This window comes from Nonomuraea sp. K271, from assembly GCF_009908215.1.
Classification (GTDB): domain Bacteria; phylum Actinomycetota; class Actinomycetes; order Streptosporangiales; family Streptosporangiaceae; genus Nonomuraea; species Nonomuraea longispora.
Map to the genome: position 1 here is coordinate 21,659 of NZ_JAAAHR010000018.1, position 24,117 is coordinate 45,775.

The window sequence follows — 24,117 nt, forward strand, 5'->3', positions numbered from 1 at the left end:
GTTGTGGACGAGCCGCTTCGCGATCAGGAAGGAACGGAGACGCTGAGACGCTCACCGACCGCTGTGGTGCGCCCCGGCGGAACCACCAGCGAAGGGCCGGCGCAGCCGGGCCCGCTGTGGACGGTGACGGCCGTATCGGTGTCGTTGGCCACGGTGGTGAAGGGAACGGTGGAGCGGTAACAGCCCGGACCGGGGTCGGTCAGCACCGAAGTCGTCTCGGCACCGCGCAGGACCAGGCGGCCCTTCGCGGCCATGGCGGGAGCGGCGGTGACGGTCATCAGTCCGAACGCCACACAGGTTGCGGCGGCGAGTCGTCTCATCACGTCGGTCGTCCTTTCGGCGTGTTTCGTCAAGCCCGCTGCAGGCTCAGCACTGTGGCCGACGGCCAGCGGGCGGCTCTCAGCAGACGAAGGTGAATTTCTTGGATTTCCGGCTCGCGAGTTTCTTGTGACGCCCGCGAGCTCCTCTGTCGGAGGAACACCGGGGCCTACTCCTCTAGGGGCGGTTACAGCCCTTCTTGAGCCATTGGAAGCTGCCGGCCAAGCCGTAGCTGACCTTCTTGCTGCTCTTTGTGTGAGGAGGCGCCAGGATGCAGGTGTACTGGTCCTCGCTTCCGCTGAAGGCGAGCACCTGGACCGGCACCGCATGATTGCAGTGGTTGTTGTAGTACACCGTGACCGAGGCCGATCCGGGATTGTAGGAGAAATTAGCTCTCCCCGCTATGGGGGGCTTGCCGCAAGGAATCGACAGTTCGCCAAGCGTCGAAGGCCCTTCCTGCGGGGCCTGTGCGCCGGTGCCGCCAGGGGTGGCCGCACTGGCCGGGACGGCACCCGCCAGTGCCATTGTCATAATCGCCGCGGGAATGATGAGCGCCTGCTTGGCAGCGAGCTTCACGTCGTCTCTCTTTCGACTGGTCGAGTGCTGGATAATTCTTGATGGGGCCTGCCCTTCAAGGATCAGGCTCACAATGGCGTACGGGTGTTAGTGTCGGCGTATGACCGGACGTATGGGCCGAGGGTTAACGGGGACGGTCAGACTCGCCGTCGTCGAAGGCGCCGCCTGTGGCTGAGCTGGCCTTCAGCGTCCTCGGCCGGCTCGAGGTCATGGTCCCGGCGCGGAACGGTCCGGCTGACGCCGGTGTCGCCCGCGTCGGCCCCATCGACACCGAACCCGTGGACATCGGGTCGCGTAAACAACGGATGCTCCTCGGGCTGCTGCTCCGGTCAGCGAATCGGCCCGTACCGTCGTCCCGGCTGCTCGACGCGTTGTGGTGGGACGGCGCGCCCCCTTCGTCCTCGAAGGTCAGCATCCGGCTCTACGTGCACAACCTTCGGCAGGCCTTCGGGCCGGAGCGGCTCATGTCTACCAGGCACGGCTACCTGCTCGCCGTACATCCGGGCGAGCTGGACTCGCAGCGCTTCGAGGAGTTCCTGGCGCGCGGCAGGCGGGCCATGGAGGAAGAGGACGTCGCCGGCGCGGCCTCCCTGCTGCGTGCAGGGCTCGATCTGTGGCGTGACCCGGCCTACGCGGGGCTGACGGACTGCCCGCCGCTCGGCGAGGAGTCGGCCCGGCTGGAGGAGCTGCGGCTGGAGGCACTCCACGAGCGGCTGGCCGCCGATCTCTCCCTCGGCCGGAACGCCGACGTGATCCCCGAACTGCACGCGCTCATCGCCGACCATCCCACGCGGGAGCGGTTCACGGCACAGCTCATGATCGCGCTGTACCGGGCGGGGCGGCAGGCGGAGGCGCTGCGTGCCTACCAGCGGACCCGGCAGGCCCTCGTGGACGAGCTGGGACTCGAACCGGGGCCGGAGCTGCGGGAGCTGCATCAGGCCGTGCTGCGCGGCGACCCGGTCGCGGAACGGAAGGAGCCGGAAACCAGGGCGGACAAGGCCGGCGTACCGGTGGCGAAAGCGGTCCAGGCCTCCGTGCCGGCCGAGCTCCCCGCCGACATGGAGGCTTTCACCGGCCGTACGGCGGAGGCCGCGCGGCTGTGCGCGGCCCTGACGGACGACGACGCCCGCCGCTCCGCCGCCGTCTGCGCCGTCGCCGGGTCGGGCGGAATCGGCAAGTCCGCCCTCGCCGTGCACGTCGCGCACCAGGTCGCGGACCACTACGGCGACGGCCGGCTCTACGTCGACCTGCACGGCTCCACCCCCGGGGTCCAGGCACTCGAACCGATCGAGGCGCTCAGCCGGGTGCTGCGGTCCCTCGGCGCCGGCAGCTCCGGCGTACCGGCCGACGCGGACGAGGCGGCGGCGCGGCTGCGCACCCTCACCGAGGGCAGGCGGATGTTGCTGGTCCTCGACAACGCCGTCGACGCCGCCCAGGTGCGGCCGTTGCTGCCCGCCAGCCCGACCTGCGGGGTGCTGGTCACCAGCAGGAAGGTGCTCGCCACCCTGGACGGCGCCGTCCACGAGCGGCTCGACGTCCTGCCGGAGGACGACGCGCTCGCGCTGCTCGCCCGGCTGCTCGGCGCAGCCAGGATGGACGCCGAGCCCGAGGCCGCCGCCGAAGTCGTACGCCGGTGCGGCCGTCTGCCCCTGGCCATCCGCATCGCCGCCGCCCGCCTGACCGGTCGCCCCGGCTGGAAGGTGCGCACCCTCGCCGACCGGCTGGCCGCCGAGGAGAACCGCCTGTCGGAGCTGGAGATCGACGACCGCGCCGTCCGTACGAGCTTCATGCCCAGCTACCGGGATCTCGACTACGTGACGGCGCGCATGTTCCGCCTGGCGAGCCTCCTGGACACCGCGGACCTGGGGGTTGCCGCGGCCGCCGCGCTCGCCCACGTGCCGGTCGCGTACGTCGAAACCCTCCTCGACCGGCTCGCCGACGCCCAGCTGGCCGAGCCGCGCGGCCCCGGCCGGTACGGCATGCACGACCTGCTCCGGTTGTTCGCCCGCGAGATCGTGCTGGAGGAGGAGAGCGAGCAGGAGAGCCGGCAGGCCGTGGAACGGGTGCTGCTGTGGTATCTCGCCACCGCCCGCACGGCCACCAAGGCGGTCGCCGCCACGCGACGGACGCGGCTGCTCGGCCTCGGCCCGGAGACGGACCAGGCCGGCCTGGCCCTGGAGAGCGCGGACGATGTCTACGCCTGGGTCGACGCCGAGGCGCGGAATCTGCCCGCCATCGTGGGCCAGGCAACCACCCCCGAACTGACGGTCGCCCTGGCCACCGCCCTCTACACGCCGCTCTACCTGCGCGGACGCTGGCGGGAGCAGATCGCCATCGGGCGGCTGGCCGTCGAGGCCGCCGCTCGTGCAGATGATCTTCGCTATCAGGCGGTCGCGCACAGTGACCTTGGCGGGGCAATGACCCGGTTCGGCGACCCGGCGGAGGGCGTCACCCACCTGAAGGCGGCGCTGGTGGCCTACCGGGAGATCGGCGATCTGTGGGACGAGTCGGGCCAGCTCAACCTCCTCGGCATCGCCTACAGCAAGCTGGGCCGCTTCGAAGAGTCCACAGCCTCGTTCCTCCAGGCCCTTGAACACGACCGGAAACAGGGCAACCGGTCCATCGAGGGTGTCACGCTCACAAACCTCGGCAACGTCCACCAGAAGGCCGGGCGGCTCGCCCATGCCGTCAAAGCCCACACCGAGTCGCTGGCCATCGCCGAAGAGGTCGGGAACACGATCGGAGTGGCGGCAGCCTTGGGCCATCTCGCCGAGGCCGACCGCATGACGGGGGCGCCCGTGGCCGCCGTTGAGCGCTACCTCGCGGCCCTCGACGCCGACCGTACGGCGAACATGCTGGAGACGCCGCTCGCAGCCGAGCACTGGTGGGGGCTCGGTCAGGCCCACCACGACCTGGGCGAGCGCGACCAGGCGAGGTTGTGCCGCGGCAGATGCGCCGCCATCCTCGACCGGCTCGACCTGATCAGCGCGGACGAACGGCGCACCATCGAGACCAGCGACGACCCGGACACGCCGGAAGTCATCAGCAGGAACATGTAGGCGTGATGCGGCGACGCCGTCGGCGTGGGCCACGTTTCGACGTTTTTTGATGCGTCCCTGCATCGCGAAGTGGCGTCAGTACGATGGCCTGATGCCGCGATCCGAAAGTGCGTTCCCGTTACATCGCCACCCGTTGACATGATGTCCGGCCGACCAGGTCTCGCAACACCGGATCGGCGCCGTAACGTACCCAGGAAAGGCGGAATGTGAACGTCAGGCGCATGCAAGTGCAGCCTGAAGGGTTGTCCGGCGACGGCGCGCGGCTGCGCGCCCTGGCCGGGGAGCTCGACACGATCAGGGCGGTGCTCGCGAGGGAGATCGCCGCCGACGAGGGCTGGGAACGCGACGACGAGGCGGGCAGGCAGCTCGCGGAGTCACTCGAGCCCAACGGCGAGATCACGATGGACCTCTTCTCCCAGGTGGTCACGCAACTGTCCGGCACTGCGGACGACGTCGAGGCCACGGGTCGCCTCGCGGCGGAGACCGACGGCGGTATGAAGGCCTGACCCGTGGAGTTCCCCTCCTGGGCCGAGTGGGCGGCCGGATGGCTCGGCGGCTGCAAGTGGCCGGATGTCGACATCGAGGCCATGCGCCGCCTCGGCGACGCGTGGCTGCGCGCGGCGGACGACGTGGCGGCGCTCCTTCCCCACCTGGACGAGGTGCTCGGCCAGGTCAGTTCCCACAACACCGGCGACTCGTCCGAGGCGTTTGCGGGCCGCGCGAGCGAGCTGCGCGAGTCGGCCGCCCGGCTCGAACAGCTCTGCCGGGCCATGGGCGCACAGTTCAAGGACGCCGCCACCGAGATCGAATACGCCCAGATGATGATCCTCGCCACGCTCGCCGTGGTGGTCGTCTCGATCGCGCGGCTCGTGACCGCGCTCTGGACCGGCGGGATCACCGCGGCCGCGGTCGCGGCCCGGCTGGCTCAGCAGCGGATGCGGATCACGCTCATCTACCGGCAACTGCTGCAGTCCTTGCTGCGGTACGTCGCCGTCGACTTCGCGACCGGGGCCGGCCTGTCCGTGGCGGTCCAGGGCGTACAGGCGTTCCAGGGCAACCGGGACCGCATCGACCTCGGCAAGGCGGCCATCGAGGGTTTCCAGGAGGCCATGGAGTCGATCGTGCAGAGCCTCACCCAGGGCGCCCTGAACCGCAAGGGCGCGCCCGGGACGACCGGCATCGCCGACGCCGGCCGGATGTTGCTGCTGCGAGCCGCCGGCCACAACGCGTTCGGCGGCGCCACCGGTGGCGCCGCGGCGGCCGCGGTGATGGGCTTCATCACGGGGGAGCCCGTCTCGCTCGAGGACATGGCACGTGCGGGCGTCTCCCAATCCGTCATCGGTACGGCTACGGGCATCCGCGAGCTGATCACCCCGTTCGACGCCGGCCCGACCCCCACCGCGCCGTCGACTGGTTCTCCGGGTTCCGCCGGCTCCCCTTCAGGGGTTCCTTCCGACCCTTCAGGGACCGCCGAACCTCCTTCCGGGCTGTCCGGAACCGCGAGCCCCGCCGCCGTGCCCAATCCCGGGGCCGCCGGCTCTCCTGCGCCGCCCGTTCCCGGATCTTCCGGGATGGTCGGCTCTGCTCCTGCGCCGCCCTGTCCCGGACCTTCCGGGGTCGCCGACTCCACTCCTGCGGCCGAGTCGCCTCTGCCACCCGCCGGAGCGCCGACGCCGGAGTCCAACCCGACGCCGGCCCCATCGGCCGGGTCCGTACCGAGTCAGTCCCATCCCTCAGCATCCCGGGAGTCCACCACACCAAGCTCGACCAGCCCTCCCACTGCCGTGTCCTCCCCGGTATCCGGTTCCGTGCGGCACGAAGGCGGCGGGCCGATGCCCGACGCACCTTCACGACAATCTGGGGCGCCATGTCGACAACGTGGTGATACGGGAGACACGGGAGCCGCTCTACCGGGTGGACAACCGTGGCCCGGACCAGTTGAAGGAGACCGGTTTCCTGGCGAAGGACATCCACGACGCCGACCTCGACCAGCATCTCGGCGCGGGCAACAGGGCCTTCGTGTCGACCAGCCGCAATCCCGCGATGCCCTGGCGTGGGAGATTCCAGTACGAGCTCGACCTGGAGGGCGGCATCGACGCGGACCGGACCGTCGGCAGCGAACTGTACGGCGGGCACCAGCAGGAGGTCGCCATCCCTGGCGGTTTCCCCTACAAGCACGTGCGGAGATTCCGGGTGATGCTGAACGAGGAAGCGGTCGGGAACGGTGAGGCCGCGCCGAAATATGGTCCGTGGCACGACAACCCCGACTACGAACCGCCATAGAGAAGGCAGGGGAGAGGATATGCGGCTACGGCCGGCCATCTGCGACGCGTGTTCCCGGATCAGGAAGCGGCCCAACCCGGCGGGGACGACGTCGCTCGACCGGGCCCTGCCGTTCTGCGAGGCATTTCCCGGCGGCGTACCGGACCAGATTTATTTCGGTGGCTTCGATCACCGGCAGGGCCATCCGGGGGACGGCGGCGTGCTCTTCGAACTGCGCGAAGGCGGCGAGCCGGCGTTGGCAGCCTATGAGCAGGACACCGGCGAGCGGGGTGTTGTCTCAGGTCGTGAGTGAGGGGAACGTGCGCGCCGGGCAGCCGTGGCCGGGCGACGGCGGGGCCCGGTTCGCGATGCGGGCCGGCGCGCTCGGCGCTTCAGACGCTCCGGCCCTCCCTCAGTGTCGGCTCAGCACGATGGCCGAGCACGGCCGCCCTGGTGAGTTCGGCCTTGTTGCCCAGCCCCAGCTTGGTCCTGATCCGGCGCAGGTAGGTGTCGACGGTGTGCCGGCTGATGCCCAGGCTCTGCGCGATCTGCTGCTGGGTCAGGCCGTCGGCGATCCGCTGGAGAACCTCGTTCTCCCTGATGGACAGATCGGGATGACGCAGGGGTGGATCGTCCTCCACCACCTCTTGGATCACTCCCACGACCCTCTCGACCAGGCCGCCGTGCTGCCCGCCGGCCACCAGTACGAGGACGGGTGTGATGGTGGCGGCGTCGATGCCCTCCTCATGGAGCACCTCCGACAGACCGCGCGTGAGAATCGGCGATGGCGAGACAACAGAGACGATCGTCATGTAGGCACCCCAAGCTCTGTGACGGACCTGCTCAGCATGAGGTACGAGGGGCCACGCGAACATCGCGGTAAACCTTGATTCCCCGCGATCCGCCGCATCAGGGTTCTTCGTGGTCAGATCCAGCCATCGAGAGCGTTCCTCATCCCGATACGGGAAGTGACGCCCAGTTTGGTGAAGATGTGCGACAGGTGGGTCTCGACCGTGTGGATGCTGATCGACAGTTGCCGGGCGATCTGCTTGTTGCTGCTGCCCTCGCCCGCCAACTCGGCCACGTCCATCTCGCGGCGCGAGAGCCCGAACGGCCCTGCCGCGCGGCCCGGTGACGACGGCACCCGCACCCCGCTCCTTCGTTGCTCCCGGACGGTTTCGGCCAGCAGGTGCTTGGCCCCGCATCGGATGAAGATCTCCGCTGCTCGCTGCAGGGCCGTACGCGCGGGACCGCGCGCGTTCGCGGCGGTGAAGGCGACGCCCGCGCCCAGCCACGCGCGCCCGGCGTCGACCCAGTGCCCGGCATGGGTGAACTCCTCGGCTGCGCGTGCGGCCTGCTCGGCCGCGGCGGCGGGCTCGTCGAGGCGCAGCGCGTGGGCCCTGCTCAGCCGGGCCGTTGCCTGGGAGGCGGGTAAGGCGAACGGGGCGAGGCGGGTGGCGCGCTGGGCCCACAGCGTGGCCTGCTCGCCTCGCTCCTGGGCCATCTCCGCGAAGGCCATGGTCTCGTAGCAGGCCAGCAGCGTGGCCCGGTCGAGGAGATTCCTGGCGGACGGTGTACAGACCTCCGCGAGCGCCTGCGCACCCGCGCTCACCTCGCCTGAGTTGATCAGCGCCCGTGCGCCGGCGTAGCGGGCGGTGGCCGCCCACGATTCCGCTCTGCCCGCGCACACCTGCATCGCTTCCTCGGCGTGTCGCAGGGCCTCCTCGTGCCGTCCCGACCAGGAGGCCACCAGGCAGCGCTCCGTCAGCCCGAAGGTCAGCAACTGCACCGAAGACAGCGATCTGCCTGTCTCTGTCGCCTCGTCGGCCGCCATCTCCGCCGCCGAGAGCTCGCCGGCCTGCCAGAGCGTCCGAGCGTGCCCGGCCAGCAGATTCGGCAGGATGTAGGTCTGGCCCGTCGATCGGGCCACGGCGACAGCGCGCGAGAACCAGTGCAGCGCCGGCTTCTGGCGGCCCAGCAACGTCTGTGCCCAGCAGAACCAGGACAAGGCGTCGATCCATTCGGCCAGGTGCTCGTCGGAGCTCTTGCCGGCCAGGCGCTCCGCGGCCTCGATGTGGAAGAGCGCGTCTTCCGCCCGCCCGGCCGAGTAGGCCGCTATGGGCCGCAGCGCGGCCACGGCCACGGCCATGCCCGGCTCCTCCTCCACGGGGATCTCCGGGATGAGGTCCAGGTAGTGCTGAGCGGCCTGGACGTCGCCGCGCATGAGGTTGTCACCGACGAGCCGCAGCCGCAGGGGCACCGCCGCGCGCAGCAGGGGATGCGGCATGCGGCTGAGCTCCGCCATGAGCAGGGCCAGCCCCTCGGCCGGCCGGCCGAGCATCCGATCCATCATGGCCGAGCGCCGGACCACCGATGCCCGTCGCGCATGATCGGAGTCGGGCAGCAACCGCAGCGCCTGCTGCGCCGTGCTCCTGCCCTCGTGCAGTTGGCCACTGATCGCCTGGAGCCTGGCCAGTTCCATGAGGACCTTCACCCGGTCCGGCTCCTCCTCCGGCATCAGGCGCAGCACCGCCTGCAGCCAGCGCGCGGCTGTGGCGGGAGCGTGTTCCTCCGCCGACTGCGCCGCCGACTTCAGTGTCCGGATTGCGCCGCCGTCGCCCGGCCGGGCCGACTGCACCAGGTGGTGGGCGCGCAGCGACGCCGGCGCGCCTATCTCGGCCAGGTACGCGGCGATGCGCCCGTGCGCCCGCACCCGCCAGCCGGCGCCTGCCGAGTCGTAGACCGCGCTCCTGACGAGGGGATGGCGGAAGCGGAAGCGACTCGCCGACCTGGCCGGGCGGATGACGTCGCGAGCGGCCAGCCGGTCCATGCTCTCGGCGACGGCCTCTTCCGGCAGCGCAGCGGCCACCTCCAGGATCGGCAGATCGAACTCCTCGCCCGCGACCGCCGCGCCGTGGGCCACCAGCAGCGCGTCGGGCGGCAGCGCGTCGAGTTCGAGCCTGAGCGCGCTACGCAGGTCGGCGGGCAGACCGCCCGGCATCGCCTCGGCCATGACCGGCGAACCCAGGTCGGCCAGGACCTCCAGATAGAACGGGTTGCCGCCGCTGACCTCGTACAACGCCTGTGATCGGGCGGGACCGGCCGCCGGGCCGAGAAATTCCTCCACTTCGGTACGGCTCAGCGGATCCACCGTCAGCCGGTGGGCGTGCTTGCCGGGCTGCACCAGTTTGGCCAGGTGGGCGGGGGCCTGTGCGGGACGGTAGGCCAGCGCCATGAGCACGCTGCCGTCGGGCGGATGGCGGATCAGATAACCGAGCAGCTCCGCCGACGCCTCGTCGGCCCAGTGCACGTCGTCGAGCACCAGGGCCAGACCCCTGGGAGCGGCCAGCTCCTCCAGTACACCCCTGACGGCCCGGTAGAACCGGTTGCGGGTGAAGGGACTCAGCTGCGCGTCGTCGGCCGGTTCGCCGGCCAGAGAGGGGAAGACGGAGGCCAGCAGGGAGATCGCCGGCCGGTCGAGGCGTTCGCCCAGCTCCTCACGCAGGCCGGCCAGCCGTTCGTCGAGGGCGTCGACGACCAGGGCGAGCGGTAGGTCGGACTCGTACTCCGAAGCCAATCCCCTCGCCGCGCACATGCCATGCTGCTCCGCCTTGGCCGTCACCTCATCCAGTAACCGTGACTTGCCCACGCCGGGTTCACCGGTCACCGCCAGGAGCTGGAAACGCCCGGCGAGAGTCGTTCTCAGCACACCGTCGAGCGCCGAGAGCTCGGCATGCCTTCCTACGAGCCGCTTGACTCGACCGTCCACGTACGACCTCCGGTTGCGCGAGATCAACGATCTTCAACTCTATTGCCTGTGCGGTTGCCTGACCACGCGGGTGTCAGGTGTTTTCGTGACTGTTGTCATCGCCCGGCCGTCGGCACTATTAAGTCACCGCCCCAAAGAAAGGGAAAAGAAAAATGAATTCTCCGTTCGGTCTGGGAATCGCACGCACCGTCCCCGCCGAGGCGACCGGCGAGCCGGCCGGCGCCTACGACGCCGGCCAGCAGGTGTGGGTCGGTGGCGAGGACGTCTCCGCCGGTTACTGCACCAAGTTCAAGGTGTGCGCCCTCGGCGGCTGCGTCACCTACAACCGGCAGCTCTGGGACACCGGCCCCATCGGCTGCTGACCCGCTGGGACAGCTCGGGGCGGACACCTTCGCGGCGTCCGCCCCGAGCTCCCCACCCCGTTCCATCCCTATTACGAACCGGCGGGCCGCAGAAATGCAGGAATCGCAGATATTGATATTCACGAACACCATGGATCCGCACGCCGACGTCGTCATCAAGAAACTGAACAGCTGGGGTCATGAACCTGTGCGGCTGAATTCCGACGACCTGCCCGACGCGGCGGTGATCCGTACGGCGCTGCGCGGCCGGCGCTGGACGGGCGGATTTCACATAATTGCCGGCGACCGGGTCGCCGACCTGGAGCGCGTGCGGTCGGTGTGGCTGCGCCGCCCCCACCCGTACGGGCCGTCGGCCGCGCTCGGGCCGCTGGAACGCGCCTTCGCCGTCGCGGAGCTGGAGCAGACCATGGGCGGGCTGCTCGCCTCGCTGGACTGCTACTGGATGAGCCGCCCGGGCGACGTCAGGGCGGCGAGCTGGAAACCCGAGCAACTACGGCGGGCCGCACGCATGGGTTTCGAGGTGCCGCGCACGCTCATCACGAGCGACCCGGAAGCGGTACGCGCCTTCCACGCCGAGTGCGGTGAAAGGACGATCTTCAAGAGCATGACGGGACCCGCCGCGCTCGCCTCCGTCGAGCCCGCCCCGGAGGCGGTGCCCGCACCGCCGACGGCCTTGGAGATGCCGACGACCATGCTCGGGGAGGCTGAGCTGGCGGCGCTGGAGGCCGTTCGCCTGACCCCCTGCCTGTTCCAGGAGTACGTCGACAAGGACAGGGAGCTGCGGGTGACCGTCATCGGCGACGAGGTCTTCGCCGCCGAGATTCACTCGCAGGCACGGCCGGAGACCGCGGTGGACCTGCGGCACTTCGAGGTGGACGTCCCCTACCGGGCGGTCCGCCTGCCGGACGAGGTGGCGGGACGATGCCTGGAGTTCGTGCACAGCTACGGCCTGACCTTCGGCGGGCTCGACCTCATCCTGACTCCGGACGGCCGCCACGTCTTCCTGGAGAACAATCCCATCGGCCAGTTCCTCTACATCGAGGAGCGGGTGCCGGAGCTGCGCATGACAGATGCGCTGGCCGGCTGCCTGGTCAACGCGGGGCGGCCGTCGTGAGCGGGCACGTGGTAGCCGACGTGCTGGCCGAGCTGGAGAGCGTACGCGGTGGCCGGGCGATCGCCCTGCTGGCCGACCGCCTCGACGCCACGCACGCCTACGCCCTGTACGAGTGCCTGCGCGGCCGCGAGCGTACCGAGCGCATCGACCTCGTGCTCTTCACCAGCGGAGGCGACGTTGACGCCACGCGGCGTATCGCCCTGCTGCTGCGCGAGCACGCCGATCGGCTGACCGTGCTCGTTCCCGACCACGCCGAGTCCGCGGGCACCCTGCTGTGCCTGGCCGCTGACGAGCTGGTGCTGGGTCCGATGGCGCAACTTGGGCCGATCGACCCGCACGTCTCCGCCGCGGGGGAGCAGGCCGCGGGTCCCGGCCGGATCTCCGCCGAGGACATCCGGCTCCTGCCCCGGATGGCCGGTGAGTGGTTCGGCCTGGACCAGAAGGCCGACCAGGTGCACATCTTCTCGGCCGTCAGCCAGCGGCTGTTCCCCACGACCCTGTCCACCTTCTACCGGGCCGACCGCAACATCCGCAGGGCGGCACGCGAGCTCATCGCCCTCCAGCGGCCCGGCCTGGCCGAGGAAGGACGTACCCGCGTCGTCGACGAACTGGTCTCCGGCTACGACAGCCACGGCCACGCCATCACACGTGCCGAGATCGCGCGGCTGGGGCTCGGGGTGACGATGCCGAGCCCGCGTGAGGAGGAGCTGATGTGGCGCTGCGCCGAGCCGCTGCGCGAGTGGCACACGCGCAGCGACGAGAACGGCGGCCTGCTCGGCATGGTCGCCGACGCCGAGGGCTTCCGCGCCCGCAGATTCTTCACCGCCCCCACACCCGACCAGCCGCCCCGCCCCTACTGGGAGTTCGACCACCCCGGAGGTGAACGCACATGCTGAGCCCCTTGCCCGAATACGCGCTGCTGTTCTTCCGCCTGAGCCTGACCCTGGTCTTCGTCCTGGCGGTCGTGGCCAAGCTGCGCGACCTGCCGGCCTTCACGAAGGCGACCGCCGACCTGTCGGGCCTGCCCGCCCGCGCGGCCCGGCCCGCCGCGACCGCGGTGGTGCTGGCCGAGGCCACCGCCGCCGTGTCGATCGCGGCCGGCGGCGACGCGCTGACGTGGGGGCTCCTGCTCGCCGCGGGTCTCCTGCTGCTGTTCTCCGCCCAGCTCACGCTGGCCCTGCTGAGAGGGCGCAGCGTTTCCTGCAACTGCTTCGGCCGCAGCACGCAACCCATCTCGGCGCTCGACCTGCTCCGTAACGCCGGGCTGATCGCCTGCGCCTGCGCCGCGCTCGTTCTGCAGCTGCTGACGCCGCACCAGAGCGTCGTGCGTACCGACGCGCTCGCGCTTGTCGCGGTGATGGCCCTGCTGTTCGTCACTGTCTGGCTGCGCCTGCCCGATGTGAGCCTGATCCTGCGCCCGGCGCGGCAGGCGGCGGCCGCGAAAGAGAGCCTCTCATGACCACGACCACGATGTTCGCCCTCACCTGGGCCGTCCTGCTCGGCTCGGTGGCGCTGACCCTCTTCATGGCGGCCAAGCTCAGGTTCGTGCTCGACCCCTTCCGCCATCAGCCGGCCGACCTGACACTTCCTGAGGGCGCGTCCGCGCCGGCCTTCTCCGCGTCCACGCTCGACGGGGAGGTGCTGGACACCGAGGACTACGCCGAGCGCGCCTTCACCCTCGTCTTCGTCTCCCACCACTGTCCGAGCTGCCACGAGCACCTCCCCCACATGAAAGCGCTGTGGTCGCTGGCCGCGTCGGCGGGGAGCGAACTGGTGATGGTGGTCTTCGACGAAGAGTCGGGAAGCCGTGCCGAGGCCGAGCGCATGGTCGCCGAACACGCCGTCCCGGCCCGGACCGTGCTGGCCGCGCCGGGCCACCCCTTGCGCGAGCTCTACAACCCGCGGCAGGCCACGCCGCTGTACTGCCACGTGGAGTCGGGCGTGGTGCGCGGCAGCGGCCCGCTCGGTTCGCAGGGCTGGCAGAACCTCGTACGCGGCTGGCAGGCGGACGTCGTAGGTGCACGATGACAGCGGCGTGGGAGTGCGAGGCGGCCGTCAAACGGTTCGCGGAGCGGACGGCCGTCGACGGCGCGACATTCCGCTGCGCGTACGGGCAGATCACCGCGCTGCTGGGGCACAACGGGGCCGGCAAATCCACGCTGTTCAAGGCGGCGGCCGGGCTCGTACGGCTCGACGCGGGCGCCACGCTGGTCGGCGGCCACGCGCCCGGCAGCACCCAGGCCCAGCAGACGGTGTCCTACATGCCGGAGCAGCCCGACCTGTACCCGGGAGTGTCGGTCTGGGAACACATCACCTTCGTCGCCCTGGCCTACCGGTTGCGCGCATGGGAGCCCCGCGCCCGCGAGCTGCTGGAGCGGTTCGAGCTCACCGACCGGCGTGACGCGCTGCCCCACGAGCTCTCGCAGGGGTTGAGGCGCCGGCTCGCCCTGGTCATGGCGCTGTTGCACGGAGCCGAGGTGTTGCTGCTCGACGAGCCGTTCAACGGCCTGGACCCCCACAGCGCCATGCGGTTGCGCGCCACCCTCACCGACCTGGCGGCGGGTGGTGCGGCCGTCGTGGTGGCCACCCATATCCTGCATGACGCACAGCGCATCGCCGATCACGTGATCGTGCTGGAGCGCGGGCGGGTCATCGCCGGCGGCGACCTGTCCAGCCTCGTGCGTCAGGCGGGGCTGGCCGGGCAGACCGGGCTCGAGGACGTCTATCTCGCTCTGACGGCGGAGAGCCGATGAACGAGTTCGCGGCCGCGAGCCGCGCCCTCGCCCAGCTCTCCTTCGCCGCCTGGTCCCGGCGGGTGCGGCAACTTCGCCCGTGGCGGATGCTGTTGCTGGCCGCAGGGGCGGCACTGGTGGCCCTGCTCCAGTTGCGGATCACCGCGCTCGCACCTCCAGGCCAGGACGGCGTGGCCGACCGGGTCGTCACCGTCGCGCCGCTGATCCTGCCCCTGCTGTTGCTGACCGCGACGCGCCGCTCACCGCTGCGGCTGTCGACCGCCGACGCCTCGTGGTCGCTGACCGCTCCTGGAGGCGGCCGCGCCCTGCTGGCCAGGCATCTGCTGGCCGGGCCGGCACGTTTCGCGCTGATGGTCCTGGCCGCCGGAGCGCTGACCCGCTGGTGGGCGGGGTTCGACCCGATGTGGGCGTGGCAACCGGCCGCTGCCTGCGCCGTGCTGCTCCTGCTGTTCGGGCTGGTCGCCTGTGTACGCCACCTGCTGGCGCTGGGGCCCGCCCCGGTGCGAGTGTCCCTGCGTGTCGCCGGAGCGGCGTGGGCCGTGGCGATGCTGATCTCGTACGCCTCCGACCTGCCCGCCGCGGCCTGGGTACGGCTCGCGCCGCTCGTGCGGGGACTGGCCGGACTGCTGTTCGAACCGGCGCCAGGTTCCGCGCCGCTGCTGCTGGCCGGTCTGGCGTCTCTGATGTGCGCAGTGGCCCTCCTGATCGCCGTGGCCGACGGCTACCAGGAGCCCGCCGACGCGGCTGCGCGGGAGAGGGCCGGCGCGCAGGAGGTGCTGCGCGACTCCCACTCGGGCCAGGAGCTGGGAGCCGAGCGGTTCAGGACCGGGGTCGCCTCGCTGAGGCCACGTTCGGCACTCACCGGTGAGCGGGCGGTGTTCTACCGGGCGCTGGCGCAGGAGCGGCGGGTGCTGGCCGACCGCCTGGTCATGCCCGTCCTGCTCCTGGCGGCGGTGGCGGGACTCATGGTGGTGGCTCCCGCGTACGGCTGGGTGCCGCTGCTGCCCGCGGTGCCGCATCTGCTGGGCGAGCATCTCGTCGGAGGCGTGGCAGTCGAGCGCGACCACCACTTCGCGCAGGTGACGGGCATGCGGACGGAGCGGGTCCTGATCTGGGCCAACATCCTCCCAGTGGCGCGCACGGCCGTGGCGCTGGAGGTGCTGTGGTTGCCCCAGATCTTCTCGCCCGTGGTCGAGGCGCCCCTGTGGTGGGCCGGGGTGCTGCTGGCTCCGATCACCGCCGTGCTCGTCGGCGGCGCGGGCGAGCTGGCCGGCTCGCTCATCGACCCGATCGCCGCGAGGTTCACGGTCGCGCTGGCAGTGTGCGGGCTCGGCTGGACGCCGTGCGCGGTCCTGCTGGCCGCGGACACGCCACTGCCCATGGTGGTGGCGAGCCTGGCGGCGGCGGCGGTGGCGGTCTGGGCCGGTGCGGCCCTTGCCGCAGCTCCGCGCACACCGTGGCCGCTCCGCCGCCCCGGCGAGCTCAGGTCGTGAGTGAGGTGACGAAGCGGGACATGCCGGCGAGCCACCGGTCGGGGTCCTCGGCTTTGCGGCGTACGTACTCCGCCACCTCCGGATGCGGAAATATGTGGAACCGTTCCGCCGCCAGGCCGTCGATCACCGTGCCCGCCACGTCCGCCGGGTCCAGGACGGGCCCGGACGCGCTGACGGCCCTCGCGGTCAGGTGGTCGTCCTCCAGGCCCTGCTCCAGCATCGCCGTACGCACTCCCTGCGGGCACAGCACGCTGACCTTGATGCCTTTGGGGGCGTAGTGGATGGCCAGCCATTCGGCGAACGCGATCGCCGCCGCCTTCGTCACCGCGTACGGTGCGTCGCCGGGGCAGCTGATCAGCCCCGCCGCCGAGCAGGTGTTGAGCAGGTAGCCCCCGCCGCGAGCGATCATGGACGGTACGGCGGCGCGGGCGGCGTGGACGTGGGCCAGCACGTTGACCGCGTAGAGGCGGTTCCAGTCCTGGACGGAGGCGTCCAGGCCGTGGCCGTCGATGACGCCGGCGTTGGAGCAGAACAGGTCGACAGGGCCGAACGGGGTCTCGACGAGCGCGGCGACCTCCTCCTCGGACGACACGTCCACGCGTACGGCGGCCGCCCGGTGTCCGATCTCCGCGGCCACCGCGCTCGCCCCGGCGGCGTCGAGGTCGGCGACCACCACGCCCGCCGCTCCCTCCGCGGCGAACCTGCGGGCCATCGCCCTGCCGATCCCGCCGGCCGCGCCCGTGACGACGACGACCTTGTCCTGTACGCGCATTCGTGCTCCTCCCGAGCCCGAGCCCGGTCCAGCCGGAACCCGAGCCTGTGCCTGAGCCGGCCGACCGGCACCAGAACATGATTCTAATGCGGCGGAACCGGCCGCAGATGAGAGTTTTCTCATCTGGACCTCAGCGTGGTCTCCTCAAAGGCCGTCATGCTCGACCCCATGAAGCAGCGGGGAACGGTGATCCTGCTCGTCCTGGCGGCGGCAGCGGCGGGATTCATGTCGGTGGGGCTGGTGCAGGCGTCCGAGGAGCCCGACCTGGGTGGGCCGGTCGTGGTGACGCCCTCATCCGACGGGCGCAGCGCGTACGACCCCCGAACCTCAGAACCTCGCACGTCCGAAACCGCCCCGAGCGGTCAGAAGACCTCCGAGCCCGCAGTCTCCGGCTCGCCGTCCAAGAGCCCGGAACCCCGCCACAGCATGGGCCCCACCCCGCGCACGACGAAGGCGCAGCCGGTCAGACCGCCTTCGCCGAGACCGGGCGGGGGCGATGACGACGATGATGGTGACGACGACGACGATGATGACGACTGACGGGGAGGGCGCATGAGGGTGAGCGCCCGTGCCCGGATCGTGGGCTGGATGCTCGCCGTCGTCGGACTCGCGCTCTCAGTGTCGATCTTCGCGACCTGGTCCGTCCTGCTGGCCCGGCTCGACAGCCGGATCAACCTCGAGATCAGCAACGAGGTGGACAAACTGCGCGCCTACGTCCACCCGGAAAGCGGTCACTCCTTCACCAGACTCGACGACCTGCTCGACGGCTACCTGTCGGTCAACACGCCCGACCGGTGGGAGACCTTCTTCAGCATCGTCGACGGCGAGGCCCACAAGGTCACCGCCATCCCGCCACCCGTGCGCCTCGACGCCGACGCCGAGCTGGTCGCCGACCTGGCCGAGGCCACCGAGGCCGAGCGCGGCACGGTGGACAGCGCGCAGGGCCCGGTGAAGTACGCCGTGATCCCCGTACGCGTGCAGGGCGATCCCCGCCAGGGCCACCTGGTCGTGGCGATCTTCTACGAGCGGCACCGCGACGAGATCGTGGAGGCGGTGAGCACGCTCGGGTTGTCCGCGCTGGCCGCGATGGCGTTGTCGGGCGGCGCCGGCTGGCTGGTGGCCGGGCGGGTGCTCGCCCCGGTACGGCTGGTCAGGCAGACCGCGGAGCAGATCAGCGACTCCACCGACCTCACGCGCCGGCTCGACGTGCCCGGCAACGACGACGTGGCGGCGCTGGCAGGAACGTTCAACCACATGCTCGACCGGCTGGAGCGCGCGTTCGTCGGTCAGCGGCGGTTCCTCGACGACGCCGGCCACGAGCTGCGCACCCCGATCACGGTCATCCGCGGTCACCTGGAGCTCATGGGCGACGACCCCGCCGACCGCGCGGAGACCATCGCCCTGGTCACCGACGAGCTCGACCGCATGAACCGCATCGTCGACGACCTGCTCACCCTCGCCAAGGCCGAGCAGCCGGGCTTCCTCACGGTCGACGACGTGGAGCTGGCCGACCTGACGGTCAGCGTGGTCGCCAAGGCCCGTGCGCTGGGCGAGCGCCGGTGGCGGGTCGACGAGGTGGCCGAGGCGGGGATGCCCGCCGACCGGCAGCGGCTCACGCAGGCGCTCATGCAGCTGGCGGCCAACGCCGTGCGCCACACCGCCGACGGCGACCTGATCGCCGTCGGGTCCGCCGTTCGCGACCAGTACGTGGAGCTCTGGGTGCGCGACAGCGGCCCGGGAGTGCCGCCCGCCGAGCGCGAACGCATCTTCGGGCGGTTCGTACGCGGCAGTGGCCGCACCGGCGCCCACGACGGCGCCCACGACGGGGCCGGCCTCGGGCTGGCCATCGTCAAGTCCATCGCCGAGGCCCATGGAGGCGACGTGAAAGTGACGGAGGCTCCGGGCGGAGGAGCCAAATTTGTCATGACGCTGCCGCTGCGGCAGCTGTGGAGGCAGTGGTGAACCGTATTCTCATCGCCGAGGACGAGTCCAGGATCGCTTCCTTCGTGGAGAAGGGGCTGCGGGCCAACGGCTTCGTGACCGCCGTGGTCGGCGACGGGGTCGTCGCGTACGACCTGGCCTGCGGGGGCGGGTTCGACCTGCTCATCCTCGACATCGGGCTGCCCCTGAGCGACGGGTTCACGGTGCTGCGGCGGCTGCGCGAGTCGCGGGTCACCATGCCCGTGATCATCCTGACCGCGCGTGACAGCGTGAGCGACACCGTGGCGGGGCTGGAGGGCGGCGCCGACGACTACATCGCCAAACCCTTCGCCTTCGAGGAGCTCCTGGCCAGGGTGCGGCTGCGGCTGCGCGCGGAGCGCACACCCGAGGTGACCGTGCTGCGGGTGTCGGACCTGTCACTCGACCTGCGCACGCGGCGGGCGTACGTCGGGGACCGCGCGGTCGACCTGTCGGCCAGGGAGTTCGCGCTGGCGGAGATCTTCTGCCGTCACCCCGACCAGGTGCTGACCCGCGAGCAGCTGCTCAGCCACGTGTGGGGCTTCGACTTCGACCCGGGCTCCAACGTCGTGGACGTGTACGTACGCTATCTGCGGCGCAAGATCGGCGCCGAGCGCATCGAGACCGTGCGTGGCACCGGATACCGGATGAGAGCCGCCTAATCATCACCTCACGGTTGCTTCACCCCCTACGTAGAGGCTGTTCATCGACGGCACTACAGAGGGAGAAAACGTGGCAACCGGGTTGGTGATGGACCTCGCGGCGATCGTCGCGCTGGCCTACGGGCTCTACTATCGGCGGCACCACCGGCGCGACCTGCTGTTCGCCTACGTGGCGCTCAACGTGGGCATCTTCGCCGTGGTGTCCCTGCTGCTCGTCCAGCGCGTCGACATCGCGGTCGGGTTCGGGTTGTTCGGGGTGTTGTCGATCATCCGGCTGCGGTCCAGCGAGATCACCCAGCAGGAGATCGCCTACTACTTCATCGCGATCGTGCTGGGGCTGGTCAACGGCCTGGCCGGGGCGTGGCCGATGACCGCGCTGCTGCTGAACGGCGTGCTGCTGGCGATCATGTACGTCGCCGACCACCCCCGGCTGCTCGGCCGCACCCGGCAGCAGGTCGTGACGCTGGACGTCGTGCACGCAGACCCCGATCTGCTCCGCGCCGACCTGGAGAGCCGGCTGCGCGCGCGGGTGCTGCACTGCGTGGTCACCCAGGTCGACTACGTGCGTGACGTGACCGTGGTCGACGTGCGCTACGCGGTGCCGAAGGCGGCGCCGAGCATGATGGGGGTGCGGCGATGACGGACGCGGACGTGCTGCTCGCCGGGGTGGCCGCGGCCGCCAGGCCGGTCGGGCTGGCGGACGTGCCCGAGCTGATGAGCCGGGTCGACCGCAAATATCTCGTGACGGGCACGACCATGGCCCGGCTGGCGGGGGAACTGGGGGACCGGTTCTCCGTGCTCCGCATCGGCGGCAGACGGCAGTTCCGCTACACCTCGACCTACTTCGACACCCCCGACCTGCTCACCTTCCGCCAGCACCGGCAGGGGCGGCGGCGCAGGTTCAAGCTCCGTACCCGCACCTATCTGGACGGCGGAGGGCGGTGGCTGGAGCTCAAGCTCAGCGGCGCGCGCGGCAGCACCGACAAACACCGCATCCCGTACGACGGCGTGCCCGCGCACGTCCTCACCCAGGAGGCGCGCGACTTCGTGCACAACACCCTGGTCGGCGAGTTGCGTCTCACCCCGCCCGCCGCGCTCGGGCCGGTGCTGTCCACCGACTACCGGCGCGTGACGCTCATCGACCGGGCGGGCGCGGCCCGGCTCACCTGCGACACGGGGCTGCTCTGCCACGACGGGCACCGGCGCGTGCCCGCCCGGCGCGACCTGGTGCTGCTGGAGTCGAAGTCGGCCGACGGCAGGGCCCTGGTGGACAGGGTGCTGCGCGGGATGGGGGTGCGGCCGGTCAGCGTGAGCAAGTACTGCATCGGGATGGCGGCGATGCGGGAACTGCCCGGCAGCAACCGCTGGCGTCCGGTGGTGCGGCGCTATCTCGAGCCCCAGGGGGAGATTTCCTGTCTCAGCCAGGTGGCATAGTGATCGCCCATGGACGAGTCGATGCGACAGGCGCTCGCCACGCACATCCACGTGGAGGTGGCGATCGGGCGCCGCACGTTCGAGCAGGTGGTCCGTGGCGCCGTGGACGTCTGGGGGCGGGAGGTCGACGATCACGATCTCTTCGTGCGCACGGCCGGGGAGATCGCCGGGCGCGCGTTCGCCGATCACCTCGCGGCACAGGCGGCCTGGCCGGAGGTCACCGAAAGCGACCGGCTGAGCATGGCCATGATCGACCTCGCGATGGCCGGCATCCTGTCGCGCGAGAGCTACACCGACTGCCTCAACTGCGGGACCACGGAGATCGGGGGCGAGCTCGCCAAGCTCCCCGGCATGCGCGGCTACACCTTCTACCACCAGCAGGACGCCCAGGCGGCGGCCGGGGGCGGCGGGGTCATGCTCGCCTACGGGGCCACCGGCGACGGCGACGCCACCACGATCGGAGCGGAGATCGTGGCGGCCTGCCGGCGCCGCGGCCTGGAGGCCGAATGGGACGGCGACGCCCGGCAGCGCGTCCACGTGCCGGTCGACTGGCGGCGGCGGCGCTTCGGGCCGCTGGCCGGCCACCCGGGCGCGCCGACGCCGCCCGGCGGACCCGCCGTGCCGGTCACCTTCTGCGACTACACCTCGATCTCGGGCGACGACCCTGTGGACATGTCCGTGCAGGAGTGCCGCGACCTGCTGCTCTGGCTGACCCCGCACGACGGCAACTTCGCCTGCTACCGAGGGCGGTCGGGGCCCACCCTGCAGTTCATGTGGGAGACGGGGATGCGGCTGTGGGCGGAGACGCCCGATCTCGCGGCGCGGTGCTCGCGCGGGCGGCACGTTACCGTGGACGAGGCGCTGGAGCTGATCACACTCCACGTCAGGGACGGCGGGATCGCGCCGGAGGATCTCGGGGAGGCGCGGACGGTGCCGTGGTGAGCGTGCGCGACATGATCCGCCTGACCGTCTCCTCCAGGGAGCTGGTCTGGTCGATGACGATCTCGCCGGCGCCGGGGAGCAGGTCGCGTTCGACGTACCAGTCGCGCATCATGTCCGCCCCGAACTCCCTGCTCTGGGGGCGGGTGGCGTGGCGTCGCAGGGTCTCGTCGAAGGAGACGTCGAGGTAGAAGAAGTGGCTGCGGTCCGGGTGGTCGCGGCGCAGAGCGGTCAGCATGTCGCCGTATCTGCCGGTGGTGAGGATGCCCTCCAGGATGACGTGGTGGCCGTGGTCGAGGGCGTAGCGGGTGATGGTGTCGATGAGGCCGATGTTCACGCCGCCGGGCTGGTCGAGCTCGCGCAGGATCTCGCGGCGCACCACGTCCTGGCTGACGATGGCCAGTCCGCGCCGGTCGTAGGCGTCGCGGATGGCTCGCGCGACCGTGGTCTTGCCCGAGCCGGAGTTGCCGCGCAGGACGATCAGCTGGGTCTGGTCCGAGCGTCCACGCACCGCACCAGGCTAGCCGTCCCGCCGCATCCGTTTATCCGGGACCTGGCCGGTGATAGGCACCGTAACGACCTGCAGCGATGGCCGCCCCGGGGGAAGTCTTCATGCTTGACCGCATCCACCAGATACCGGCCGTCCTGCTGGGCGCCGACGACTATCTCGACGACTTCTGGCCGAGCTACCGCCGGACCGACGACGTGGTGTGGAAACTCCAGCGGGTGCAGGGCTTCGACGCGGCAGCGGGGCCGGGCGCGCTGGTGCAGGGCGACTGGGAGCGCTCGCTCAAGCTGGCCGGCGACGGGCGGGCCGCGGCGGCGGGGTTCGCGCGCAGGCGGCTGCGGATCGTCGAGCCGTGCATCACCTCCTACCTGCGCTGGGAGATGCACGTGCTGGCCTCCCGCGGCCAGGTGCGCGAGGAGGTGCGGGTGCTCGCCGCCCAGCAGGTGGCCGACCTGGAGATCGACCGGCGACTGCCCGAGCTGGTGGTGCTGGGGACCTCGGTGATGTACGAGGTGACGTACGACGCCCTGGGCGCCCACAGCGGCGCCCGGCGGATCGACGACCAGGGGGTGATCGCCGCCTGCCGGGGTGAGCTGGACAAGCTGTTCGCCGCGGGGGAGACGCTCGAAGGGTATTACGAGCGCGAAATCGTCCCGCTCACCGCACCACGGGTGCCGACCTGACCAGCGCGGCGCTCATATTCCGACGAGGTGTACCCGATCTCCGCAGAGCTTCCATGCCCCGGTGGCGAGCCTCGGCCACATGGGCGACCGTGGGCTCATGATCGTCAAGCAGCCTGGAGAGACCCTCGCAATCCAGGACGAGGGTCCCCTCGTGGCTCAGCTTGCGGGGGGCCGCTGCGCCGCATCGTCGAATACTTCGTTGAAAAGCTGGAAAAAAGTCCGGCCGACACTAAAGGGGCAGGTCGCCGGTGGCGGAGGCGGTGGAGCCGGTGGCCTGGTAAGCGGCGATGGTGCGTTCGGCGATGCGCATCTGGTGGATCTCGTCGGCGCCGTCGGCGAAGCGGGCCCAGCGGGCGTGCTGGAACATGTGCGCCAGCGGCGTGTCCGTCGAGTAGCCGAGCGCCCCGTGCACCTGGATGGCCCGGTCGATGATGCGGTTGAGGCTGTTCGCGACGAAGTGTTTGGCCATCGAGACCTCCGTGCGGAAGTCCTCGCCCTTGTCGATCTTCGAGGCGGCGTGCAGCACCATGAGTTTGCACTGGTAGAGCTCCATGGCCGAGTCGGCGATGAGCCACTGGATGCCCTGCTTCTCGGCCAGCAGGGAGCCGTGGCTGTAGCGGGTGAGCGCGCGGCCGACCATCATGTCGAGAGCCGTCTCCGCCTGTGAGATCCAGCGCATGCAGTGGGCGAGCCTGGCCGGGCCGAGGCGGTACTGGCCGAGGCGGTGGCCGTTGCCCCGGCCGCCGAGGATCTGGCTGTCGGGCAGCCGCAGGTCCTCGATGACGATCTCGCTGTGGCCGGTCGAGCCGTGCATCGTCTCGACCTCGCGCACGTCGTTCCAGCCGGGGTCGGGCAGGTCGACGAGGAAGGCGGTGTTCGCGCCGCGCGAGCCCTCGGGCACGTCCTGCTCGGTCCTCGCGATGAGGATGGCGAAGTTGGCCCGGCGGGCGTTGGAGATGAACCATTTGTGGCCGTTGATGACCCACTCGTCGCCGTCGCGTACGGCGGTCGTCCGGATCAGGGTGGGATCGGAGCCCGCGACCTCCGGCTCGGTCATGGCGAAGCACGACATCTTGGTGCCCTCCAGGAGGGGCCGGAGGTACTTCTCCTTCTGTTCGTCGCTCGCCCAGTGCAGCAGCGTGTGCATGTTGCCCTCGTCGGGGGCCTGGCAGTTGAGCACCCACGGGCCGATGCGGATCTTGGCCGCCTCCGACTGCACCATGGCCAGTTCGACGTGGCCGAGGCCCATGCCGCCCCATTCCTTCGGCATGTGTGGCAGCCACAGCCCTTCGGCCTTGGCCAGGGAGCGCAGGTGGAAGATCGTGCGGAGGTAGGCGTCGCGGTCTCCCTCCTCCAGTTCCTCCATGGCGGGCGCGACGGTGCCCTGGATGAAGGCGCGGACCCGCTTGCGGATCTCCTCGTGCTCGGGGGCGAGGGTGAAGTCGATGGCCATG

General features: G+C 70.8%; 25 protein-coding genes and 1 pseudogene. 19 read left to right on the forward strand and 7 right to left on the reverse strand.

Annotation, left to right across the window (positions count from 1 at the left end; genetic code table 11):
* Nucleotides 1-23: 23 nt before the first annotated feature.
* Together GUY59_RS08910 and GUY59_RS08915 are read right to left on the reverse strand one after the other, a co-directional pair.
* The gene (locus tag GUY59_RS08910) at nucleotides 24-323 is read right to left on the reverse strand and encodes a hypothetical protein (RefSeq protein WP_138207478.1); all 300 of its coding nucleotides are present in this window, start codon (nucleotides 321-323) and stop codon (nucleotides 24-26) included.
* Between the two features lie 172 nt (nucleotides 324-495).
* The gene (locus tag GUY59_RS08915) at nucleotides 496-894 is read right to left on the reverse strand and encodes a hypothetical protein (RefSeq protein WP_138207480.1); all 399 of its coding nucleotides are present in this window, start codon (nucleotides 892-894) and stop codon (nucleotides 496-498) included.
* Between the two features lie 167 nt (nucleotides 895-1,061).
* Here GUY59_RS08915 and GUY59_RS08920 point away from each other — a divergent pair, with 167 nt between their 5' ends.
* From GUY59_RS08920 to GUY59_RS08935, 5 genes and pseudogenes are all read left to right on the forward strand, one after another.
* A complete protein-coding gene (locus GUY59_RS08920) occupies nucleotides 1,062-3,953 on the forward strand; it encodes an AfsR/SARP family transcriptional regulator (RefSeq protein WP_138207482.1) in 2,892 nt (963 codons plus the stop codon).
* Between the two features lie 221 nt (nucleotides 3,954-4,174).
* Nucleotides 4,175-4,459: a hypothetical protein gene (locus GUY59_RS08925; RefSeq protein ID WP_138207484.1), complete on the forward strand. Its 285-nt coding sequence runs from the start codon at nucleotides 4,175-4,177 to the stop codon at nucleotides 4,457-4,459.
* Between the two features lie 3 nt (nucleotides 4,460-4,462).
* Nucleotides 4,463-4,876 (forward strand): annotated as a pseudogene (locus GUY59_RS51300) (WXG100 family type VII secretion target); the annotation flags it as partial.
* Nucleotides 4,877-5,831: 955 nt separating this feature from the next.
* A complete protein-coding gene (locus tag GUY59_RS08930; RefSeq protein WP_138207486.1) occupies nucleotides 5,832-6,236 on the forward strand; it encodes a scabin-related ADP-ribosyltransferase in 405 nt (134 codons plus the stop codon).
* 19 nt (nucleotides 6,237-6,255) lie between these two features.
* Complete coding sequence (locus GUY59_RS08935) at nucleotides 6,256-6,528, forward strand: hypothetical protein (protein ID WP_138207488.1); 273 nt, start codon at nucleotides 6,256-6,258, stop codon at nucleotides 6,526-6,528.
* 79 nt (nucleotides 6,529-6,607) lie between these two features.
* Here the strand turns inward: GUY59_RS08935 and GUY59_RS08940 are convergent, their stop codons facing one another.
* Entirely contained in the window at nucleotides 6,608-7,027 is a 420-nt protein-coding gene (locus GUY59_RS08940) for a helix-turn-helix domain-containing protein (protein WP_201760642.1), read from the reverse strand.
* A gap of 113 nt (nucleotides 7,028-7,140) precedes the next feature.
* Nucleotides 7,141-9,984 (reverse strand): AAA family ATPase, encoded by a 2,844-nt coding sequence (locus GUY59_RS08945; RefSeq protein WP_138207492.1) that lies wholly within the window; start codon nucleotides 9,982-9,984, stop codon nucleotides 7,141-7,143.
* A gap of 152 nt (nucleotides 9,985-10,136) precedes the next feature.
* Here GUY59_RS08945 and GUY59_RS08950 point away from each other — a divergent pair, with 152 nt between their 5' ends.
* The 7 genes from GUY59_RS08950 to GUY59_RS08980 all read left to right on the forward strand — a co-directional run bounded on the left by GUY59_RS08950 (nucleotide 10,137) and on the right by GUY59_RS08980 (nucleotide 15,706).
* Entirely contained in the window at nucleotides 10,137-10,346 is a 210-nt protein-coding gene (locus GUY59_RS08950) for a hypothetical protein (protein WP_132329871.1), read from the forward strand.
* Between the two features lie 94 nt (nucleotides 10,347-10,440).
* Nucleotides 10,441-11,460 carry an MvdC/MvdD family ATP grasp protein gene (locus GUY59_RS08955; RefSeq protein WP_330849149.1) on the forward strand — a complete coding sequence of 340 codons (1,020 nt, stop codon included), beginning with the start codon at nucleotides 10,441-10,443 and terminating at the stop codon, nucleotides 11,458-11,460.
* The gene (locus GUY59_RS08960) at nucleotides 11,457-12,356 is read left to right on the forward strand and encodes an SDH family Clp fold serine proteinase (protein ID WP_161714463.1); all 900 of its coding nucleotides are present in this window, start codon (nucleotides 11,457-11,459) and stop codon (nucleotides 12,354-12,356) included. Before GUY59_RS08955 ends, GUY59_RS08960 begins: the two co-directional genes overlap by 4 nt.
* On the forward strand, nucleotides 12,350-12,919 hold the full coding sequence (locus tag GUY59_RS08965; RefSeq protein ID WP_138201039.1) for a MauE/DoxX family redox-associated membrane protein: 570 nt from the start codon (nucleotides 12,350-12,352) through the stop codon (nucleotides 12,917-12,919). Before GUY59_RS08960 ends, GUY59_RS08965 begins: the two co-directional genes overlap by 7 nt.
* Complete coding sequence (locus GUY59_RS08970) at nucleotides 12,916-13,488, forward strand: peroxiredoxin family protein (protein ID WP_138201038.1); 573 nt, start codon at nucleotides 12,916-12,918, stop codon at nucleotides 13,486-13,488. The genes GUY59_RS08965 and GUY59_RS08970 overlap by 4 nt, the downstream gene beginning before the upstream one ends.
* On the forward strand, nucleotides 13,485-14,213 hold the full coding sequence (locus GUY59_RS08975) for an ABC transporter ATP-binding protein (protein ID WP_138201037.1): 729 nt from the start codon (nucleotides 13,485-13,487) through the stop codon (nucleotides 14,211-14,213). Before GUY59_RS08970 ends, GUY59_RS08975 begins: the two co-directional genes overlap by 4 nt.
* Nucleotides 14,210-15,706 (forward strand): hypothetical protein, encoded by a 1,497-nt coding sequence (locus tag GUY59_RS08980; RefSeq protein ID WP_138201036.1) that lies wholly within the window; start codon nucleotides 14,210-14,212, stop codon nucleotides 15,704-15,706. Before GUY59_RS08975 ends, GUY59_RS08980 begins: the two co-directional genes overlap by 4 nt.
* Here the strand turns inward: GUY59_RS08980 and GUY59_RS08985 are convergent.
* A complete protein-coding gene (locus GUY59_RS08985) occupies nucleotides 15,696-16,478 on the reverse strand; it encodes an SDR family oxidoreductase (protein WP_138201035.1) in 783 nt (260 codons plus the stop codon). The genes GUY59_RS08980 and GUY59_RS08985 overlap by 11 nt on opposite strands.
* 168 nt (nucleotides 16,479-16,646) lie before the next feature.
* Between GUY59_RS08985 and GUY59_RS08990 the strand changes: the two genes are divergently transcribed.
* The 6 genes from GUY59_RS08990 (at nucleotide 16,647) to GUY59_RS09015 (ending at nucleotide 21,475) form a co-directional block, all read left to right on the forward strand.
* Nucleotides 16,647-17,018 (forward strand): hypothetical protein, encoded by a 372-nt coding sequence (locus GUY59_RS08990; RefSeq protein ID WP_138201034.1) that lies wholly within the window; start codon nucleotides 16,647-16,649, stop codon nucleotides 17,016-17,018.
* A 12-nt stretch (nucleotides 17,019-17,030) separates the two neighbouring features.
* Nucleotides 17,031-18,440, forward strand: a complete 1,410-nt coding sequence (locus GUY59_RS50610; protein WP_201760644.1) for a sensor histidine kinase — start codon at nucleotides 17,031-17,033, stop codon at nucleotides 18,438-18,440.
* A complete protein-coding gene (locus GUY59_RS09000; protein ID WP_132329886.1) occupies nucleotides 18,437-19,099 on the forward strand; it encodes a response regulator transcription factor in 663 nt (220 codons plus the stop codon). The genes GUY59_RS50610 and GUY59_RS09000 overlap by 4 nt, the downstream gene beginning before the upstream one ends.
* Nucleotides 19,100-19,187: 88 nt before the next feature.
* Nucleotides 19,188-19,739, forward strand: coding sequence for a DUF4956 domain-containing protein (locus tag GUY59_RS09005; protein ID WP_138201041.1), 552 nt, complete (start codon nucleotides 19,188-19,190; stop codon nucleotides 19,737-19,739).
* Entirely contained in the window at nucleotides 19,736-20,533 is a 798-nt protein-coding gene (locus GUY59_RS09010) for a polyphosphate polymerase domain-containing protein (RefSeq protein WP_138201033.1), read from the forward strand. The genes GUY59_RS09005 and GUY59_RS09010 overlap by 4 nt, the downstream gene beginning before the upstream one ends.
* 9 nt (nucleotides 20,534-20,542) lie before the next feature.
* Nucleotides 20,543-21,475, forward strand: coding sequence for a DUF6891 domain-containing protein (locus tag GUY59_RS09015; protein WP_138201032.1), 933 nt, complete (start codon nucleotides 20,543-20,545; stop codon nucleotides 21,473-21,475).
* Here the strand turns inward: GUY59_RS09015 and GUY59_RS09020 are convergent.
* A complete protein-coding gene (locus tag GUY59_RS09020) occupies nucleotides 21,417-21,983 on the reverse strand; it encodes a kinase (RefSeq protein ID WP_138201031.1) in 567 nt (188 codons plus the stop codon). The two genes, GUY59_RS09015 and GUY59_RS09020, sit on opposite strands and share 59 nt — an antisense overlap.
* Nucleotides 21,984-22,084: 101 nt before the next feature.
* Between GUY59_RS09020 and GUY59_RS09025 the strand changes: the two genes are divergently transcribed.
* On the forward strand, nucleotides 22,085-22,663 hold the full coding sequence (locus GUY59_RS09025; RefSeq protein WP_138201030.1) for a DUF6879 family protein: 579 nt from the start codon (nucleotides 22,085-22,087) through the stop codon (nucleotides 22,661-22,663).
* A gap of 229 nt (nucleotides 22,664-22,892) precedes the next feature.
* Here the strand turns inward: GUY59_RS09025 and GUY59_RS09030 are convergent, their stop codons facing one another.
* Nucleotides 22,893-24,116: an acyl-CoA dehydrogenase family protein gene (locus GUY59_RS09030; RefSeq protein ID WP_138201029.1), complete on the reverse strand. Its 1,224-nt coding sequence runs from the start codon at nucleotides 24,114-24,116 to the stop codon at nucleotides 22,893-22,895.
* Nucleotide 24,117: the final 1 nt, after the last annotated feature.

Bases quoted from the DNA above. Each gene is read 5' to 3' on its own strand.
- GUY59_RS09010 (WP_138201033.1), top strand. From the start codon at position 19,736: ATGACGGACGCGGACGTGCTGCTCGCCGGGGTGGCCGCGGCCGCCAGG.
- GUY59_RS09005 (WP_138201041.1), top strand. From the start codon at position 19,188: ATGGACCTCGCGGCGATCGTCGCGCTGGCCTACGGGCTCTACTATCGG.
- GUY59_RS09030 (WP_138201029.1), bottom strand. From the start codon at position 24,116: ATGGCCATCGACTTCACCCTCGCCCCCGAGCACGAGGAGATCCGCAAG.
- GUY59_RS09015 (WP_138201032.1), top strand. From the start codon at position 20,543: ATGGACGAGTCGATGCGACAGGCGCTCGCCACGCACATCCACGTGGAG.
- GUY59_RS08950 (WP_132329871.1), top strand. From the start codon at position 10,137: ATGAATTCTCCGTTCGGTCTGGGAATCGCACGCACCGTCCCCGCCGAG.
- GUY59_RS08970 (WP_138201038.1), top strand. From the start codon at position 12,916: ATGACCACGACCACGATGTTCGCCCTCACCTGGGCCGTCCTGCTCGGC.
- GUY59_RS08955 (WP_330849149.1), top strand. From the start codon at position 10,441: ATGCAGGAATCGCAGATATTGATATTCACGAACACCATGGATCCGCAC.
- GUY59_RS50610 (WP_201760644.1), top strand. From the start codon at position 17,031: ATGAGGGTGAGCGCCCGTGCCCGGATCGTGGGCTGGATGCTCGCCGTC.
- GUY59_RS08940 (WP_201760642.1), bottom strand. From the start codon at position 7,027: ATGACGATCGTCTCTGTTGTCTCGCCATCGCCGATTCTCACGCGCGGT.
- GUY59_RS08990 (WP_138201034.1), top strand. From the start codon at position 16,647: ATGAAGCAGCGGGGAACGGTGATCCTGCTCGTCCTGGCGGCGGCAGCG.
- GUY59_RS09025 (WP_138201030.1), top strand. From the start codon at position 22,085: ATGCTTGACCGCATCCACCAGATACCGGCCGTCCTGCTGGGCGCCGAC.
- GUY59_RS08985 (WP_138201035.1), bottom strand. From the start codon at position 16,478: ATGCGCGTACAGGACAAGGTCGTCGTCGTCACGGGCGCGGCCGGCGGG.
- GUY59_RS08965 (WP_138201039.1), top strand. From the start codon at position 12,350: ATGCTGAGCCCCTTGCCCGAATACGCGCTGCTGTTCTTCCGCCTGAGC.
- GUY59_RS08925 (WP_138207484.1), top strand. From the start codon at position 4,175: ATGCAAGTGCAGCCTGAAGGGTTGTCCGGCGACGGCGCGCGGCTGCGC.
- GUY59_RS08935 (WP_138207488.1), top strand. From the start codon at position 6,256: ATGCGGCTACGGCCGGCCATCTGCGACGCGTGTTCCCGGATCAGGAAG.
- GUY59_RS08980 (WP_138201036.1), top strand. From the start codon at position 14,210: ATGAACGAGTTCGCGGCCGCGAGCCGCGCCCTCGCCCAGCTCTCCTTC.
- GUY59_RS08975 (WP_138201037.1), top strand. From the start codon at position 13,485: ATGACAGCGGCGTGGGAGTGCGAGGCGGCCGTCAAACGGTTCGCGGAG.